This is a genomic window from Streptomyces sp. NPDC045778, assembly GCF_056431945.1.
Genome location: NZ_JBWKJZ010000003.1, coordinates 322,470 through 342,316, shown reverse-complemented (window position 1 = coordinate 342,316; position 19,847 = coordinate 322,470). Strand labels below are relative to the sequence as shown.

Here is a 19,847-nt window from a genome sequence, read left to right as displayed (position 1 = left end):
TCCGTACCCGTAGTGATGAGGTCCGTACCGGACGCCGCAGTGGTGCGGTCTGTGCCGGGCGGACTTGCTGTCGGTCCGAGAACTGGCTGGTCAGGACTTTCCGAGTTCCTCGTCGATGATGTCGAAGACGTCGTCGAGGGTGGCCGCCGAGCTGAGGTCGTCCGCCGCGGGCTCGGGCTCCTTGTCGTCCCAGGTGGACAGGAGGGAACGGAGCCGCAGCCGGATGTCCCCGGCCAGGTCGTCGTCCGGGTCGAGCTTGGAGATGGTGACGGTCAGCTTGTTCAGTTCGCTGAGCACTCCGGCGGCGAGGGTGCCGCCTCCGGCGAGGACCGTCGTCCGCAGGTGGGTCGCGAGCGCCGCCGGGTTCGGGTGGTCGAACACGAGGGTGGCGGGCAGGCGCGAGTCGACTTCGGCGTCGAGCCTGTTGCGCAGCTCCACGCCGGTGAGCGAGTCGAAGCCGAGTTCCTTGAACGCCCGGTCCGGCTCGACGGCATCCGGTCCCGCGAAGCCGAGCACGGCCGCGGTGTGGGTGCGCACGAGGTGGACGAGCGCCCGGTCCTGCTCCGCCTCGGTGAGGCCCGCCAGGCGCTGCGAGAGCGGAACCGCGCCGGAGCCGCCGGACCGCGCGGCCCTGCGGGCGGGGGTGGGGACCAGGCCGCGCAGCATCGGCCGCACCTGCTCCGGGTGGGCCCGCAGCGCGGCCAGGTCGATCGCGGCGGGCACCGCGGTGGCGGCGCCGGTCGCGTGCGCCGCGTCGAAAAGGGCCATGCCGTCCGCGGAGGACAGCGGCACCAGGCCGCCCCGCGCCATCCGCTGTACGTCGGCGGTGTCGAGGTGTCCCGTGATGCCGCTGGCCTCGGCCCACAGGCCCCAGGCCAGCGAAGTCGCGGGCAGTCCCGCGGCCCGACGGTGCTGGGCGAGCGCGTCGAGGAACGCGTTGGCGGCGGCGTAGTTGCCCTGCCCGGGGCCGCCGAACACGCCGGCGACGGCGGAGAACAGCACGAACGCCGTGAGGTGCGTCCCGAGGGTCAGCTCGTGCAGGTGCCGCGCGGCATCCGCCTTGGGGCGCAGCACGGTGTCGAGGTGCTCCGGGGTGAGGGACTCGATCACGCCGTCGTCCAGTACGCCCGCGGTGTGGACGACGGCGGTCACGGGGTGCTCGGCCAGGAGTGCGGCAACCGCGGCACGGTCGCTCACGTCGCAGGCCACGACCGAGACCCGCGCGCCCAGTTCCTCCAGTTCCCGGCACAGTTCACCGGAGCCGGGCGTGGCGGCGCCGCGCCTGCCGGTGAGGACCAGGTTCCGGACTCCGTGACGGCTGACGAGGTGCTGTGCGGTCACGCCGCCGAGCACTCCGAGACCGCCGGTGATCAGCACCGTGCTGTCGGGGGTGAACGCCGTCGGCTCGGACGTGTCGGCCGGTACGGCGAGGCGTGCGAGCCTGGGCACCGTGGCGGTGCCGTTCCTGACCGCGATCTGTGGTTCGCCGGTCGCCACCGCGGCGGGCAGCTTCGCGAGGGACTTCTCCCGCCCGTCCGCGTCGACCAGTACGAAGCGCGTCGGGTGCTCCGACTGTGCCGACCGCACCAGGCCCCACACGGGGGCACGCACCAGGTCAGGGACGTCCTCATCGGGCCCGGCCGCCACCGCGCCGCTGGTCAGCAGCACGAGCCGGGACGCGGCGAACCGGTCGTCCGCGAGCCACTGCTGGAGCAGGCCGAGGGTGAGGCGCGTGGCCTCGCCCGGGGTCGTCGCGCCCTCGCCGGGCGTCACCACCACGTCGCGGGGCACGGGCGCGCCCCCGTCGACGGCGGCCATGAGGGCGGCCAGGTCGCTGTGCTCGTCGACCGGCTCGCCCGCCGCGGTGAGCGCGTGGGCCGTGCGCGCGGTGTCGCCGCCGAGCACCGCCCAGGTGCCGGTGTCGGGGGCGGCGTCCGGCATGGGTACCCACTTCACCTCGAACAGCGAGTCGCGGTGGGCGGACCGGGCGAGGTCGAGCTGGTCGGCCGACAGGGGGCGCAGGGTCAACTCGTCGACGGCGGCGACCGGTTCGCCGGCGCCGTCGGCGACAAGCACCGCCACGGCGTCCACGCCGACCGGTGTGAGGCGGACCCGCAGCGTCGTCGCGCCCGTCGCGAGGAGCCGTACCCCGGCCCACGAGAACGGGAGCCCGTCCGCGCCCACCCCGAGCCCGACGGCCTGCAACGCGCCGTCGAGGAGGGCCGGGTGCAGGCCGTAGCCCTCGTCGGCGAGGCCGTCCGGCAGGACCACTTCGGCGAACACCTCGTCGCCCTTGCGCCAGGCCGTGCGCGGGCCCTGGAAGGCGGGGCCGTGGTCGAGGCCGGAGGTGGCGGCGACGGTGGTGCGGTACGCGTCCAGGTCGACCGGTTCGGCCTCGTTCGGCGGCCAGGCGACGAGGTCGTCGGTGACGGGTGCCGCCTCGGCGGCGAGGGCTCCGGTGGCGTGGCGGGTCCAGTCCCCGCCTCCGTCTCCCCGCGAGTCCACGGTGAACGCCCGCCTGCCCGCCGCGTCCGGCCCGGCGAGGCTGAGCCGCAGCTGCACGCCGTCCCGCTCGGGCAGCACCAGGGGCGCCTCCAGGACCAGGTCGTCCAGTGCCGTGCAGCCGGCGTGGTCACCGGCGCGCAGCGCGAGGTCCACGTAGGCCGCGCCGGGGAGCAGCGCGGTGCCCTGTACGCGGTAGTCGGAGAGCCACGGGTGGGTGCGCAGGGACAGCCTGCCGCTGAGGACGAGGCCCTCGGAGTCCGCGAGTTCGGTGACGGCGACGAGCACGGGGTGGTCGACCCGCCCGAGGCCCGCCGAGGTCACGTCGCCGGACGCGGTGTGCGTCGCCGTGGGCCAGAAGCGCTCACGCTGGAACGGGTACGTGGGCAGGTCCACCCGGCGTGCCCCGGGCAGGTCCCACCGGACCCGGCCGCCGCGCGCGAACAGTCCGGCCGCCGAGGTCATAAGGCGGGCGGGGCCGCCGTCGCCGCGCCGCAGCGATCCGGTCACCACGCCGTCGGCGCCGACCAGTTCGCCGAGGCCCGCCACGAGCACCGGGTGTGGGCTCACCTCGACGAAGGTCTTGTGGCCCTCCGCCACCAGGGTGGAGACGGAGTCCGCGAACTCCACCGTCCGCCGCAGGCTCCGGTACCAGTACGCGGCGTCCATGTCACGGGTGTCCAGCCATCCTCCCGTGAGCGGGGAGAAGTAGGGCACGTCTCCGGAGCGCGGTGTGACGTCCGCGAGGCCCGCGAGGAGTTCCGCCTCGATCCGCTCGACGTGGTGGGAGTGCGGGGCGTAGTCCGCGAGGACCCGCCGCGCCCATACACCCCGCGCGCCGCAGGCCTCCATCAGTTCGTCGAGAGCGGCGGCGTCACCGGACACGACGACCGAGGCCGGGCCGTTCACGACACCCACCGCGAGCCGCCCTTCCCAGGGCGCGAGGAGTTCCCGTACGGCGTCCACGCCGAGCGCGACCGACACCATGCCGCCCTGGCCGGAGAGCGCGGCCAACGCCTTGCTCCGGACGACGGCGAGGCGCGCCGCGTCCTCCAGCGACAGGGCGCCCGCGACGCACGCCGCCGCGATCTCGCCCTGCGAGTGCCCGAGGACGGCGCTCGGCTCGACGCCCCACGACCGCCAGGTGGCGGCGAGCGACACCATGACGGCGAACAGGGCGGGCTGGACGACGTCCAGCCGCTCCATCAGCTCCGGATCCCGGATCGCGGCCGGCAGCGACCAGTCGACGTGCTCTTCCAGTGCCTGTGCGCATTCCGCCATCCGCGCGCGGAACACCGGTGAGGACTCCAGCAGTTCGAGCGCCATGCCGACCCATTGCGTACCGTGGCCGGGGAACACGAACACCACGCCGGTGCCGTGGTCTTCCGCCACGCCGGTCACGACGTTCGGTGCCTCGCGGCCGGCGGCCAGAGCGGTGAGGCCGGAGAGCAGTTCCTCCCTGCCCTTGCCCACCAGGACGGCCCGGTGGTCGAACGTCGACCGGGCCCGCAGCGAGTGGGCCACGTCGGCGACGGACACGGCCTCCGCGTGCTCAAGCCGCTCGCGGAGCCGAGCGGCGTGTTCCCGCAGCGCTTCGCCTGACCGCGCCGACAGCACCCACGGCACGACCGCGCCCTGCGGCAACGGCTCCGAGCCCTCCACCGGCTCCAGTACGGGGGCCTGCTCGATGACGGCATGCGCGTTGGTGCCACTGAAACCGAACGACGACACACCCGCCCGCCACGGCCGATCCACCACAGGCCACTCACGCTCACCGGTCAGCAGTTCTACCGCTCCTGCGGACCAGTCCACGTGCGACGACGGCTCAGACACATGCAACGTGCGCGGCAGTATCCCGTGCTGCATCGCCATGACCATCTTCATCACACCGGCGACGCCAGCAGCAGCCTGGGTGTGGCCGATGTTCGACTTCACCGAGCCGAGCCACAGCGGACGATCGGCGGGGCGATCCTGCCCGTAGGTGGCGAGGAGTGCCTGGGCCTCGATCGGATCGCCCAGCTTCGTGCCCGTGCCGTGGGCCTCGACCGCGTCCACATCTGACGGGGCCAGGCCCGCGCTCGCCAAGGCCTGGCGGATCACCCGCTGCTGAGACGGGCCGTTCGGAGCGGTCAGGCCGTTGGACGCGCCGTCCTGGTTCACCGCAGAGCCACGTACCACCGCAAGGACCTGATGCCCGTTGCGCTGGGCATCCGAGAGACGCTCGACGACCAGCATGCCGACACCCTCACCCCAGCCCGTGCCATCGGCGCTGTCGGAGAACGCCTTGCACCGGCCGTCCACCGACAACCCCCGCTGACGGCTGAACTCGATGAACGCACCCGGCGTCGACATCACCGTCACACCACCCGCAAGGGCCAGCTCACACTCACCCGCACGCAACGCCTGAGCAGCGAGATGCAACGCCACCAGGGACGACGAGCACGCCGTGTCCACCGTCACCGCCGGACCCTCGAAACCGAACGTGTACGAAAGGCGCCCGGACATGACGCTCGCCGCGCTGCCCGTCGCCACGTGTCCGCCCACGTCCTCCGCCGCCCCGTCGAGGACCAGCCCGTAGTCCTGCACGTTCGAGCCGACGAACACACCCACTCGCTCACCGCGGACCGCGTTCGGGTCGATGCCCGCCCGCTCGATGACCTCCCACGAGGTTTCCAGGAGCAGCCGCTGCTGCGGGTCCATCGCCAGGGCCTCACGCGGCGAGATGCCGAAGAAGCTGGCGTCGAACTCCGCCACGCGGTCCAAGAAGGCACCCATGCGGGAGTACGACGTACCCACGCCCTCGGGGTCCGGGTCGTACAGCCCCTCCAGGTCCCAGCCACGGTCGGCCGGGAACTCCGCCACCGCGTCACCGCCCTCGGTCACCAGACGCCACAGGTCCTCCGGCGACTCGACCCCGCCGGGGAAACGGCACGCCATCGCCACGATCGCGATGGGCTCGTCGGTCGCGCCCGGCGCGGTGGTGTCCGGCGCGAGGTGCGGCCCGCCGTGCGGTTCCAGTACCTCCGTCAGCAGGTGTTCGGCGAGGGCCGCCGGGCTGGGGTAGTCGAAGACCACTGTCGTCGGCAGCGCCACGCCGGTCGCGGCCGTCAGCCGGTTGCGCAGCTCGACGGCGGTCAGCGAGTCGAAGCCCAGCTCGCGGAACGCCCGGTCGGGGTCGACCGCGCCCGCCGAGGCGTGGCCAAGGACAGCGGCGGCCTCCGCGACCACGAGGCCGCGTGCCAGTTCACGCTGCTTCGCCGCGTCGAGTCCGGTGAGGTGGCGGGCCAGCTCCGAGCCGTCCTCGTCAGGTCCATCGGATTCGGCGGTGCGGTCCGCCGTCGCGGCACGTGCCTCGTCGAGGTCGGAGAGCAGCGGGCTGGGCCTGCCGATCGTGAACGCGGGGGCGAACCGCTCCCAGTCGACGTCCGCGACGACCGTGCTCGCCGTATCACCGCCGACCGCGTCGGCGATGGCGCCGACGGCGAGGTCGGGCGACAGCGGTAGGAGCCCGCGCCGGGACAGTTGCCGCTGCGCCTCGCCCTCGGCCATCCCGCCTCCGCCCCACGGCCCCCACGCCACCGCCGTGCCGGGCAGGCCGTGCGCGGCGCGGTGCTCGGCGAGCGCGTCGAGGTAGGCGTTCGCGGCGCTGTAGGCGACCTGGCCGCCGCTGCCCCAGGTACCGGCGATCGACGAGTACGACACGAACGCGTCGAGCGGTGTGCCGGCCAGCAGCTCGTGCAGGTGCGCGGCGCCCGCCACCTTGGCGGTGACCACGTCCGCGAAGCTCGCGAGGTCGGTATCCCCTGCGGGGGCGCTGGCGTTGAGGCCGGCGGTGTGCACGACGGCGCGGACCGGGTCACCCGCGGCGGCCAGGCCGTCGAGAAGGGCGGCAAGGCCGTCCTTGTCGGCGATGTCGACGGCTGCGATCGTGACGCGCGCGCCCAGTTCGACGAGTTCGGCCTCCAGCTCTGCCGCGCCTTCGGCGGCGCGGCCCCGGCGGCTCGCCAGCACGACGTGCTCCGCGCCGTTCGCCGCCGTCCACCGGGCGGCCCTGGCGCCCAGGGCGCCGAGACCGCCGGTCACCAGGACCGTGCCGCTCGGTGTCCAGCCGGAGGCCGTGGCGGCACGTCCGGTCCGCTTTGCCCGCTCCGCGCGCCGGAGCCGGCGCGCGAAGACGCCGGTCGCTCGTACGGCGACCTGGTCCTCCGGCCCGCCCAGCAAGCCGCACAGGGCTGCGACCGCCTGCTCGTCCACCGTCTCCGGCAGATCGACCAAGCCGCCCCAGCGGCCCGGGTGCTCCAGGGCCACGGTCCGGCCGAGGCCCCACACCATCGACTGCGCGAGCCCGGTGACCGTGTCACCGTCGACCACCGACACCGCACCCGACGTCACGCACCACAACGGCGCCTGTATGTCCGCGTCGCCGAGCGCCTGGACCAGCGCGAGGGTGGCCGCGACGCCGTGCGGTACGGCGGGGTGGTCAGGGTGCGGGGACTCGTCGAACGCCAGCAGGGACAGGACCCCGCTGAACTCCTGCCGCGCGCCTTCACGCGTCTCCTCGGACGCGAGGGCCGCACTGACCGCCTCGGCCAGCTCCGCGCGATCCGTACCGTCGGCTTCTACGGTGACGAGTGCCAGGCCGGAGCCCTCGAGCAGGTCGCGGAGCGCGTCGGCGCGCTCGTCGTTCCCGAGCGCCACGACGAGCCAGGTGCCCGAGGCGCGCGTCGTCTCCGGCCGGCCGACGGCCTTCCAGTCGACGGCATATCGCCACTTGTCCACGGTGGACTTCTCGCGGCTCTGGCGCCGCCACGACGACAGCAGTGGCAGCACAGTGCGGAGTGACTCGCTCACGCCGTCGTCGGTGATGCCCAGGGTCAGCGCCAGCTCGTTCGCCTCCTCACTGTCCGCCGAAGCGTCCACGGAGGCGTCCACCGCTGCCCAGAACCGCGCCTCGTCCGCGTCCTGCACGACCTCGCTGATGTGCGGCCGGGCGTCCAGCCAGTAGCGCTTGTGCTGGAAGGCGTACGTAGGCAGGTCGACGCGCCGCGCGCCACTGCCCGCGAAGTACGCGGCCCAGTCGACCGCCACGCCCCGCGCGTGCACCGCACCGACCGCCGTGACAAGGGCGTTCTCCTCGGGCCGGTCGGCCCGCAGCACCGGCACGAAGGCGGCATCCGGCGCCGACTCCTGCCCCAGCGCGGACAGCGTTCCACCCGGCCCGACCTCGACGAACGTACCGACACCCTCACCCACAAGGGTGCTCACAGCATCGGCGTACCGCACCGACTCGCGGACGTGCCGGACCCAGTACTCCGGCGAGGCCAGTTCGTCGGCACTCGCGCGCACGCCCGTCAGCGTCGACACGATCGGCGTCTTCGGGGTGCCGTACGAGACGCTTTCCAGCACCGCACGGAAGTCGTCCAGCATCGGCTCCATCAGGGGTGAGTGGAAGGCATGGCTGACCTTGAGCCGGGTCACCTTGCGGCCCGCCTCGCGCCAGCGCTCGCCCACTGCCTCCGCGTCGGCCGCCGCGCCCGAAATCACCACCGACGTCGGGCCGTTCACCGCCGCGATACCCACCGTGTCCGGCAGGCCCTCAGCGACCTCCTCCTCCGTCGCCTGGATCGCCACCATCGCACCGCCCTCAGGCAGCTCCTGCATCAGCCCCGCACGGGCCGACACCACCTTCACCGCATCCGCCAGCGACCACACACCCGCCACATGCACGGCAGCCAGCTCACCGATCGAGTGCCCGGCGAGCGCATCGGGACGGACGCCCCACGACTCAAGGAGGCGGAACAGCGCCACCTCCACCGCGAACAACGCGGGCTGCGTCACCCCGGTCTGGTTCAGCGCATCGGCGTCCTCACCGAACAGGACCTCACGGACCTCGGGAGCCAGGAGATCCAGCACCTCGTCCAAGGCCTCCGCGAACACCGGGAACCGCGCGGCCAACTCCCGGCCCATCCCCAGCCTTTGCGACCCCTGACCAGAGAACAGGAAACCCACCCGGCCGGACTCGTCAGCCGCTCCCCTGGTCACGGCACCGCTCGCCCGGCCCTCGGCCAAGGCCGCCAGAGCAGCCAGGAACTCGGAACGGTCGGAGGCGACCACCACCGCGCGGTGCCCCAGCGCCGACCGTGACGTGGCGAGTGAGTAGCCGATGTCAACGGGCGCGTGCTCGTCCACCACGGACAGCAGCCGCTCGGCCTGGCCACGCAGCGCGCCCTCGTCACCCGCCGACAACACCCACGGCACCAGGCCGTCGTACGCGGACTCCGGCTCCGGCGCCTGCTCGGGGGCCTGCTCGATGACAGCGTGCGCGTTGGTCCCACTGAACCCGAACGAAGACACACCCGCCCGCCACGGCCGGTCCACCACCGGCCACTCACGCTCGCCGGTGAGCAACTCCACAGCGCCTGCGGACCAGTCCACGTGCGACGACGGCTCAGACACATGCAACGTACGCGGCAGTACGCCGTGGCGCATCGCCATCACCATCTTGATCACACCCGCCACACCGGCGGCAGCCTGCGTGTGGCCGATGTTCGACTTGATCGACCCCAGCCACAACGGACGATCATCGGGACGGCCCTGGCCGTACGTGGCCAGGAGCGCCTGGGCCTCGATCGGGTCGCCCAGCTTCGTGCCCGTGCCGTGTGCCTCGACCGCGTCCACATCTGACGGGGCCAGGCCCGCGCTCGCCAGGGCCTGGCGGATCACCCGCTGCTGCGAGGGCCCGTTCGGAGCGGTCAGGCCGTTGGAGGCGCCGTCCTGGTTCACCGCCGAGCCACGCACCACCGCGAGGACCTGGTGCCCCTTGCGCTGGGCGTCCGAGAGGCGCTCGACCAGCAGCATGCCGACACCCTCGCCCCAACTGGTGCCATCGGCACTGTCGGAGAACGCCTTGCAGCGGCCGTCCACCGACAGCCCCCGCTGACGGCTGAACTCGATGAACGCACCCGGCGTCGACATCACCGTCACACCACCCGCAAGCGCCAGCTCACACTCACCCGCACGCAGGGCTTGCGCAGCGAGATGCAGTGCCACCAGGGACGACGAGCACGCCGTGTCCACCGTCACCGCCGGGCCCTCGAAACCGAACGTGTACGACAGGCGCCCCGAGGCCACGCTGGCCGCGTTGCCGGTGGCCATGTAGCCACCGACGTCCTCGGCTGCGTCGCCCACCACAAGGCCGTAGTCCTGCGCGTTCGACCCCACGAACACGCCGACGCGTTCGCCGCGCAGCGACGCCGAGTCGACCCCGGCGCGCTCCAGCAGTTCCCAGGAGGTTTCGAGCAGGAGCCGCTGCTGCGGGTCCATCGCGGACGCCTCACGCGGGGAGATCCCGAAGAAGCCCGCGTCGAAGCCGCTGACGTCCGAGAGGAAGGCGCCCGAGCGCAGGTACGTGGTGCCCACCGCGTCGGGGTCCGGGTCGTACAGCGCCTCCACGTCCCAGCCGCGATCGGCCGGGAACTCCGCCACCGCGTCGCCGCCCTCGGTCACCAGGCGCCACAGGTCCTCCGGCGACTCGACGCCGCCGGGGAAACGGCAGCTCATCGCGACGATCGCGATCGGGTCGTCGGTCACAGCCACGAGGGGGCCGCCGGCCTCGGCCTCGTCGAGGACCGCGCCCAGCAGCTCGGCGCCCAGGTGTGCCGCGAGCGCGGCGGGAGTCGGGAAGTCGAAGACCAGCGTGGACGGCAGAGCCGACTCGGTGGCCGCGCCCAGGCGGTTGCGCAGCTCGACGGAGCTGAGCGAGTCGAAGCCGAGTTCCTTGAAGGCGCGGTCGGGTGCGACGGCGTGCGCGGAGCTGTGGCCGAGCACGGCGGCGACGTGGCCGAGCACGAGGTCCAGCAGGGCCTTGTCCCGCTCGGCCTCGCTCAGTCCCGCCAGGGACTGAGCCAGCGCGGAGCGAGCCGCTACGGGCGCGGCGGTCCTGCGTGCCGCGCCGCGTACGAGACCACGCAAGAGGTGCGGTATGGGCTGCGAACGTGCCTGTCGGCGCAGCGCCGGCAGGTCCAGCGGCACCGGCGCCACCACGGCCCGCCCGACGGCACCCGCCGCGTCGAACAGCCTCAGCCCCTCGGCCTCGCTGAGCGGGACCGCACCGCTGCTGGTCAGGCGCCGTACGTCGGTCTCGTCGAGGCTTTCGGCCATGCCGCCTTCGGCCCACAGACCCCACGCCAAGGAGGTGGCGGGCAGGCCTTGGGCGCGCCGGTGCTCAGCGAGTGCATCGAGGAACGTGTTGGCGGCCGCGTAGTTGCCCTGGCCGGGGTTGCCGAAGACGCCCGAGGCCGAGGAGAAGAGTACGAACGCGGACAGGTCCATGTCGGCGGTCAGCTCATGCAGATGCCAGGCCGCGTCGACCTTCGGCCGGAACACCGTGTCGATCCGCTCGGCATTCAGTGAGCCGATCGTCCCGTCGTCCAGCACACCAGCCGTGTGCACCACGGCGGTCACGGGGTGCTCGGCGAGCAAGGCCGCGAGAGACTCCCGGTCCGATACATCACAGGCCGCGAGGACGATCTCGGCGCCCTGCGCGGTGAGTTCGTCCCGCAGGGCCTCCGCGCTCTCGGCAGCCGCACCGCGCCTGCTCACCAGCAGCAGGTTGCGCACACCGCGCTCGGCGACCAGGTGCCGGGCCACCAAAGCGCCCAGCGTGCCCGTCGCCCCGGTGACCAGGACCGTGCCCGCGCCGAAGCCGGGGTCGTCCACAACCGGCTGCCCGGCCCTGGCCAGACGGGGTACCAGGACCTCACCGCAGCGCACCGCGAGCTGCGGCTCGCCGGTGGCCAGTGCCGAAGGCAACACCTCACGCGAGCCCGCTTCGTCGTCGACATCGACCAGCACGATCCGGTCCGGGTTCTCCGACTGAGCCGAGCGCACCAAGCCCCATACCGCTGCCTGCGCGAGATCCGCACCCCGGGTCACGACCACAAGACGAGCCGCCTCGAACCGCTCCCCCGCAAGCCAGGCCTGGACCGCCTCCAACGCCCAGGACGCAGCCTCACGCGCACCCGCCACCGGATCCGACCCGGAACCGACCGGGCACGGCAGAACGACGAAGTCCGACGACTCCGCGTCCTGCGACCGCCCCAGCTCCTCCAGGTCGGTCCACCGAGTCGCCGGGAGGTCACCGTCGGGCAGAGCGACCGGCACCCAGTCGACGCCGAACAGCGCATCCCAGTCCTGCCGCGCCGCCAGCACCTCCGACACCGGCCGCAGCTCCAGCGAATCCACAGTGGCCACCGGAGCACCCGCCCCGTCCGCGACCACCACAGCCACCTCGCCCGAGCCCGTCGGCGTCAACCGCACCCGCAGCACCGTCGCACCCGAAGCATGCAGCCGCACACCCGACCACGACACCGGCAACCGGCCCAAATCCTCGGCCTCACCCATCAGCCCAACAGCGTGAAACGCCGCATCCAGCAATGCCGGATGCAGACCAAAGCCTCCCGCGTCCAGACCCTCCGGAAGTACGACCTCGGCGAACACCTCGTCGCCCGCGCGCCAAGCCGACCTCAAGCCCTGGAACACCGGCCCATAGCTCAAACCGGCATCCGCCAGCCGGTCGTAGAACCCGTCCAGCTCCACAACCTCCGCCCCCACAGGCGGCCACGCCTCCAAAGACACCCCACCCGAGCGCCCGCCCTCACACAACACACCCGTGGCATGCCGCGTCCACGAACGCCCCTCCTCCACCTCACCCACACTGGAGTGAACCGTCAGCTCCCGCCTACCCGACGCACCCTCACCACCCACCCACACCTGCACCCGCACCGAACCACCCACCGGCAACACCAAAGGCGCCTCCAGCGACAACTCCTCCACCAGATCACACCCGACCTGATCCCCCGCCCGCACCGCCAACTCCACAAACGCCGAACCCGGCACCACCACCGAACCCCGCACCACAAACTCACCCAGCCACGGAAGCGACTGAACCGACAACCGCCCCGTCAACAACACACCATCCGTACCGGCCAGAGCCACACTCGCACCCAGAAGCGGATGCTCCGCAGCCCCCAGACCCGCCGCCGACACATCACCCACCGACGGCACCACGTCCAGCCAGAAACGCTCACGCTGGAAGGCGTACGTCGGCAGGTCCACCACCCGCGCCGGGCCGCCCGCGAAGAACGCAGCCCAGTCGATCGTCACGCCCCGCGCGTGCAGCGCGCCGACCGTGGTGACAAGGGCGGCCTCCTCGGGCCGGTCGGCCCGCAGAGCGGGCAGGAACACCGCGTCGGGCGCGCTGTCGGCACCGAGTGCGGACAGGGTTCCGCCGGGCCCGATCTCGACGAACGTAGCCACACCGTCGTCCGCCAACGTGTTCACGGCGTCGGCGAACCGCACCGACTCCCGCACGTGCCGCACCCAGTACTCCGGCGACGCCAACTCCTCGGCACTCGCCCGCTGACCGGTCAGCGTCGACACGATCGGAAGCGCGGGCGTGTCGTACGAGACGCCCTCAAGCACCGCACGGAACTCGTCCAGCATCGGATCCATCAACGGCGAGTGGAACGCATGGCTGACCTTCAGCCGGGCCACCTTCCGACCCGCCTCACGCCACCGCGCGGCCACCGCATCCACATCAGCGGACACACCCGAAACGACCACCGACGAGGGGCCGTTCACCGCGGCGATACCCACGGTGTCCGGCAGGTCGGATGTCACCACCGCCTCGGTCGCCTGGATCGCCACCATCGCGCCGCCCTCGGGCAGTGCCTGCATCAGCCCGGCACGGGCCGACACCACCTTCACCGCGTCCGCCAACGACCACACACCCGCCACATGCGCGGCAGCCAACTCGCCTATGGAGTGCCCGGCGAGGGCATCCGGACGCACACCCCACGACTCAAGCAGACGGAACAGCGCCACCTCCACCGCGAACAGCGCAGGCTGCGTCACCCCCGTCTGATTCAACGCATCCGCGTCCCCACCGAACAGGACCTCACGGACCTCAGGCGCCAAAAGATCCAGGACCTCGTCCAGGGCCTCCGCGAACACCGGGAAGCGGCCCGCCAGTTCACGCCCCATGCCGAGCCGCTGCGAACCCTGGCCCGAGAACAGGAAGCCCACCCGGCCGGACTCCTCAGCCGCTCCCCTGGCCACGGCACCGCTCGCCCGGCCCTCGGCCAAGGCCTCCAGAGCGGCCAGGAACTCGGAACGGTCGGAGGCGACCACCACCGCCCGGTGCTCCAGCGCCGCGCGTGAGAACACCAGCGCACGGCCCACATCCGCCACGGTCGGGGCCGACGGCTCAGCCATGAAGGACCTGAGCCGCGCGGCCTGCTCCCGCAATGCCTCGGGCGTGTGCGCCGACAGCGCCCACGGGACGGCCGCCCCATCCGGGAGCGGCTCGGAGACGTCCGCCGGCTCCAGTACGGGGGCCTGCTCGATGACGGCGTGCGCGTTGGTGCCGCTGAAGCCGAACGAGGACACGCCTGCCCGCCAGGGTCGGTCCACCGCGGGCCACTCGCGCTCACCGGTGAGCAGCTCTACGGCGCCGGGGGACCAGTCCACATGCGGAGACGGCTCAGATACGTGCAGGGTGCGCGGCAGTACGCCGTGGCGCATCGCCATGACCATCTTGATCACACCGGCGACACCGGCGGCGGCCTGCGTGTGGCCGATGTTGGACTTGATCGAGCCGAGCCACAGCGGCCGGTCGGCGGGGCGGTCCTGCCCGTAGGTGGCCAGGAGCGCCTGGGCCTCGATGGGGTCGCCCAGCTTCGTGCCGGTGCCGTGTGCCTCTACCGCGTCCACATCGGACGGGGTCAGGCCCGCGCTGGCCAAGGCCTGGCGGATGACCCGCTGCTGCGAGGGCCCGTTCGGAGCCGTCAGGCCGTTCGAGGCCCCGTCCTGGTTCACCGCCGAGCCGCGTACGACCGCGAGGACCTGGTGGCCGTTGCGCTGGGCGTCCGAGAGGCGCTCGACGACCAGCATGCCGACGCCCTCACCCCAGCCCGTGCCGTCCGCGTCCGCTCCGAACGCCTTGCAGCGGCCGTCCACGGCCAGGCCCCGCTGGCGGCTGAACTCGACGAACGCGGCAGGCGTCGACATCACCGTCACACCGCCTGCGAGGGCCAGTTCGCACTCGCCCGAGCGCAGCGCCTGCACCGCCAGATGCAGGGCCACCAGGGACGAGGAGCAGGCCGTGTCCACCGTGACGGCGGGGCCCTCGAAGCCGAACGTGTACGACAGGCGGCCGGAGATGACGCTCGCCGCGCTGCCGGTGCCCAGGTAGCCGTCCACGCTGTCCGGCGCGGCCATCATCAGCGTCGTGTAGTCCTGGCCGTTGGTGCCGACGAACACGCCGGAGCGGCTGCCCCGCAGGGAGTTCGGGTCGACGCCGGCCCGCTCGAAGGCCTCCCAGGAAGTTTCCAGGAGCAGCCGCTGCTGCGGGTCCATCGCGAGGGCCTCGCGCGGCGAGATGCCGAAGAACGCCGGGTCGAAGTCCGCCACGCCGTCGAGGAAGGCACCCATGCGGGAGTACGACGTACCGACGCCGGCGGTGTCCGGGTCGGGGTCGTAGAGGGACTCCAGGTCCCAGCCGCGGTCGGACGGGAATTCCGTCACCGCGTCCTCGCCCGCCAGGAGCACCCGCCACAGGTCCTCCGGGCTCGCCACGCCGCCGGGGAAGCGGCACGCCATCGCCACGATCGCGATCGGCTCGTCGGTCACCGCGGAGACGGCGGCGGGAGCGGCGGACGCGGGGGCCGCGCCGGACAGTTCGGTACGCAGATACGTGGCCAGGGCGGTGGCCGTCGGGTAGTCGAACACCACGGACGCGGGCAGGGCGAGGCCGGTCGCCTCGCTGAGGCGGGCGCGCAGTTCCACCGCTGTCAAGGAGTCGAAGCCCAGCTCCCGGAACGCACGCGTGGCGGAGAACGCGTCGCCGGACACGTGGCCGAGGACGGTGGCCGCCTCGTACCGGACCAACTCGGTGAGCTGGCGCTCCTGTTCGGCCTGGTCAAGGCCTGTGAGTCGCCGCGGGAGCGGTGATGCGCCCGTCCGGGCCTTCGGCTCCGCGTCGAGCGCGGCGCGGACCTCGGGCAGTTCGCTCAGGAGGGGGCTGGGCCGCTGTGCCGTGAAGGCGTCCGTGAACCGGGGCCAGTCGACATCGGCGATGGTGACCTGCCTGTCGCCGTGTTCGAGGGCCGTTCCGAGTCCGGCGAGGGCCGCCTCGGGGGCCATGGCGGCCAGGCCGCTGCGTCGCAGGTGGGCGGCCTGTCCCGAGTCCTCGACCATGCCGCCGCCGTCCCACGGGCCCCACGCGACGGCCGTGGCGGGCAGGCCCGCCGCCCTGCGGTGGTCGGCGAGGGCGTCCAGGTAGGCGTTCGCGGCGGCGTAGGCGGCCTGGCTGCCGCTGCCCCACACGCCTGCGATGGACGAGAACAGCACGAACGCGTCCAGCGGCTTGTCGGCCAGCAGCTCGTGCAGGTGCCGTGCGCTGTCGGCCTTCGTCGCGAGGACGGCGGTGAAGTCGCCGAGGTCCGGGGGGAGTTCGGCGAGGGCGGCGGTGCGCTCGATGCCCGCCGTGTGGACGACGGCGGTGAGCGACGGGACGCTGTCCAGCAGGGTCGCGACGGACTCCCGGTCCGCCACGTCACAGGCGGCGATCGTGACGCGCGCGCCCAGCTCGACGAGTTCGGCCTCCAGTTCGGCGGCGCCATCGGCGGCCGGGCCGCGGCGGCTCGCGAGGACCAGGTGCTCGGCGCCGCGCGCCGCCAGCCAGCGCGCCACGTGGCCGCCCAGGGCGCCGGTGCCGCCGGTGATCAGGACCGTGCCGCGCGGTGTCCAGCCCTCCGTGGACGCGTTGCCCAGGGGTGCGGGGAGCAGCCTGCGGCCGAGGAGGCCGGTGCCGCGTACGGCGATCTGGTCCTCGCCGGTCGTTCCGGCGAGCGCCGAGGCGAGGAGGTCCCCGGTCGTCTCGTCCCGCGCGTCGGGTAGGTCCACCAGGCCGCCCCAGCGGCCGGGGTGCTCAAGGGCTGCCACCCGGCCGAGGCCCCACACCATCGACTGCGCGAGCCCGGCGGGCGCGTCGCTCCCGGACGCTGCCACCGCGCCCGAGGTCACGCACCACAGCGGTGCGGCCACGTCCGCGTCGCCGAGCGCGCGTAACAGGCCGATCGTGGCCGCGAGGCCCGCGGGCACGGTCGTCCCGGCCTCGTCGGCGAGCCCCAGCAGCGACACGACGCCGCGGGGGGCGGGCTGCCCGCTCAGCTCCCGTGCCCAGTCGGCCGTCAGCGGGTCCGCGTACAGGACGTGGACGTCCGCGCCGTTGCGGGTCAGTGCCTCGCCGACCCACTCGGCGCGGTCCTCGTCGGCCGGTGCGACGACGAGCCAGGTGCCGTCGAGGCGACGGGAGCCGGGGGTGACGGGCCGCCAGTCGACGCGGTAGCGCCAGGCGTCGGCGGTGGAGCGGTGGCGCTCCTTCGTGCGCCACGCGGAGAGGCGGGGCAGCACCGCGCTCAGCGGGTCGTCGGACGAGACGCCCAGGGTCCGGGCGAGGTCGGCGGGGTCGCCCTCCTCCACGGCCTCCCAGAACTTCGCCTCCACCGGCGATGTCCGCTCGCCGGCCGCCGCGGCGGCCGGTGCGTCCAGCCAGTAGTGCTCGCGCTGGAAGGCGTACGTCGGCAGCTCCACCCGGCGGGCGCCTGCGCCGTCGAAGCAGGCGGCCAGGTCCACCGCGACACCGCGGACGTGGAGCCGGCCGACGGCGGTGGTCAGCGCGACGAGTTCGGGCCGGTCGCCGCGCAGGGCGGGGACGAAGACGGCGTCCGGGGCGCCGGCCTGCCCGAGGCCGGACAGCACACCGCCGGGGCCGATCTCCAGGAAGACGTCGACGCCCTGCTCGCGCAGCGCCGTGACCGCGCCGTGGAACCGTACGGACTCGCGGACGTGCCGCACCCAGTACTCCGGCGAGGCGAGTTCCTCGGCACTCGCCCGCGTGCCCGTGAGCGTCGACACGACCGGAATCTCGGGCGTCCCGTACGACACCTCCTCCAGCACCGCGCGGAAGTCGTCCAGGATCGGGTCCATCAGCGGCGAGTGGAAGGCGTGGCTGACCTTGAGCCGGGTGACCTTCCTGCCCGCCTCGCGCCACCGCTCGGCCACTGCGTCCACATCAACGGCCGCGCCCGAGACGACCACCGAGGAAGGGCCGTTCACGGCGGCGATACCGACGGTCTCCGGCAGGTCCGACGCCACCTCCGCCTCGGAGGCCTGGATCGCCGTCATGGCTCCGCCGGCCGGCAGCGCCTGCATGAGGCGGCCCCGGGCCGACACCACCTTCGCGGCGTCGGCCAGGGACCACACGCCCGCCACGTGCGCGGCGGCCAGCTCGCCGATCGAATGCCCCGCCAGCGCGTCCGGGTGGACGCCCCAGGACTCCAGGAGGCGGAACAGGGCGACCTCGACGGCGAACAGCGCGGGCTGCGTCACGCCCGTCTCGTTCAGCGCGTCGGCGTCGTCACCGAACAGCACCTCACGCACGGCCGGGTCGAACTCGCCCAGTACGGCGTTCAGCGTCTCGGCGAACGCGGGGAGGTGCTCGGCCAGCTCGCGGCCCATCCCGAGGCGCTGCGAGCCCTGGCCGGAGAACAGGAAGCCGAGGCGGTGGTGCTCGGCCTCCCCGGCCACGACGCCGGGCGCGCTGTGGCCCTCGGCGAGCGCGGTGAGCCGGTCGAGGGTGGCGGCCCGGTCGTCGGCGAGGAGCACGGCGCGGTGTTCGAACGCCGACCGGGTCGTGGCCAGCGAGAAGCCGACACCCACCGGGTCGAAGCCGGTGTCCCCCGCCACGGCGGACAGCAGCCGGGCCGCCTGCGCGCGCAGCGCATCGGGGGTGCGGCCGGACAGCGCCCAGGGCACGACGGGGACGGTGCGCGGGGCGGTGTCGCCGGAGGGCGCGGCCTCGGGGCCGGCGTCGGGGCCGGGTGCGGGCGCCTCCTCCAGGATGACGTGGGCGTTGGTGCCGCTGACGCCGAACGAGGACACGCCGGCGCGGCGCGGTTCGTCGGCCCGCGGCCACGGCTGCCGCTCGGTCAGGAGCGCCACGGTGCCCGCCGACCAGTCGACGTGGCTGCTCGGCTCGTCGATGTGCAGGGTGCGCGGGAGCACGCCGTGGCGCATCGCCATCACCATCTTGATGATGCCGCCGACCCCGGCGGCCGCCTGGGCGTGGCCGATGTTCGACTTCAGCGACCCCAGCCACAGGGGGTGGTCGGCGGTGCGCTCCGCGCCGTAGGTGGCGATGAGGGCCTGTGCCTCGATCGGGTCGCCGAGCGTGGTGCCGGTGCCGTGGGCCTCGACGGCGTCCACCTGCTCGGGGGTGAGGCGGGCGTTCGCCAGGGCCTGGGTGATGACCGCCTGCTGGGACGGGCCGTTCGGGGCGGTCAGGCCGTGGGAGGCGCCGTCCTGGTTCACCGCGGAGCCGCGGACGACCGCGAGGACGGGGTGGCCGTTGCGGCGGGCGTCCGACAGGCGCTCGACGAGCAGCATGCCGACGCCTTCGCCCCAGCCGGTGCCGTCGGCGCTGTCGGAGAACGCCTTGCAGCGGCCGTCCTGCGCGAGGCCGCGCTGGCGGCTGAAGTCGACGAACGTACGCGGCGTCGACATGAAGGTGGCGCCGCCCGCGAGCGCGAGGGAGCACTCCTCGCGGCGCAGCGCCACCATCGCGAGGTGCAGGGCCACCAGCGAGGACGAGCACGCGGTGTCGACGGTCACCGCGGGGCCTACGAGGCCGAGGGTGTAGGCGATCCGGCCGGACGCGATGCTGCCCGCGCTGCCGTTGGCGAGGAAGCCCTCGAACCCTTCGGGGGCCTGCGGAAGGCGCGCCGCGTAGTCGTTGTACATCACGCCCGCGAACACGCCGGTCCTGGAGTCCCTGGCCCGCGCCGGGTCGATGCCCGCGCGCTCGAACGCCTCCCAGGAGGTTTCGAGCAGCAGGCGCTGCTGCGGGTCCATCGCGAGGGCCTCGCGCGGGCTGATCCCGAAGAACGCCGGGTCGAAGCCCGTGGCGCCCTGGAGGAAGCCGCCGTGCCGGGTGATGGAGGTGCCCGCGTGGTCGGGGTCGGGGTCGTAGAGCGCGTCGACGTCCCAGCCGCGGTCGGTGGGGAACTCCACCACGGCGTCCCCGTCGTCGGCCAGCAGCCGCCACAGGTCCTCCGGCGACTCGACGCCGCCGGGGTAGCGGCAGCTCATGCCGATGATGGCGATGGGCTCGTTGTCGCGCTCCTCGACCTCGCGCAGGCGGCGGCGTGCGGTGCGCAGGTCGGTGGTGGCCCGCTTGAGGTAGTCGCGGAGCTTGTCCTCGTTCTGCATCTGGCGTGTGCTCC

Annotated in this window: 1 protein-coding gene; it reads right to left on the bottom strand. The window is 73.4% G+C overall.

Annotated elements, in window-relative coordinates; all coding sequences use genetic code 11:
- Positions 1-90 precede the first annotated feature (90 nt).
- Entirely contained in the window at positions 91-19,833 is a 19,743-nt protein-coding gene (locus tag AC07GB_RS05985) for a type I polyketide synthase (RefSeq protein ID WP_478842014.1), read from the bottom strand.
- Between the last annotated feature and the right edge of the window lie 14 nt (positions 19,834-19,847).

What these genes read in the sequence shown, in the direction of transcription:
- AC07GB_RS05985 (WP_478842014.1), bottom strand. Translation starts at nt 19,833, where the DNA reads ATGCAGAACGAGGACAAGCTCCGCGACTACCTCAAGCGGGCCACCACC.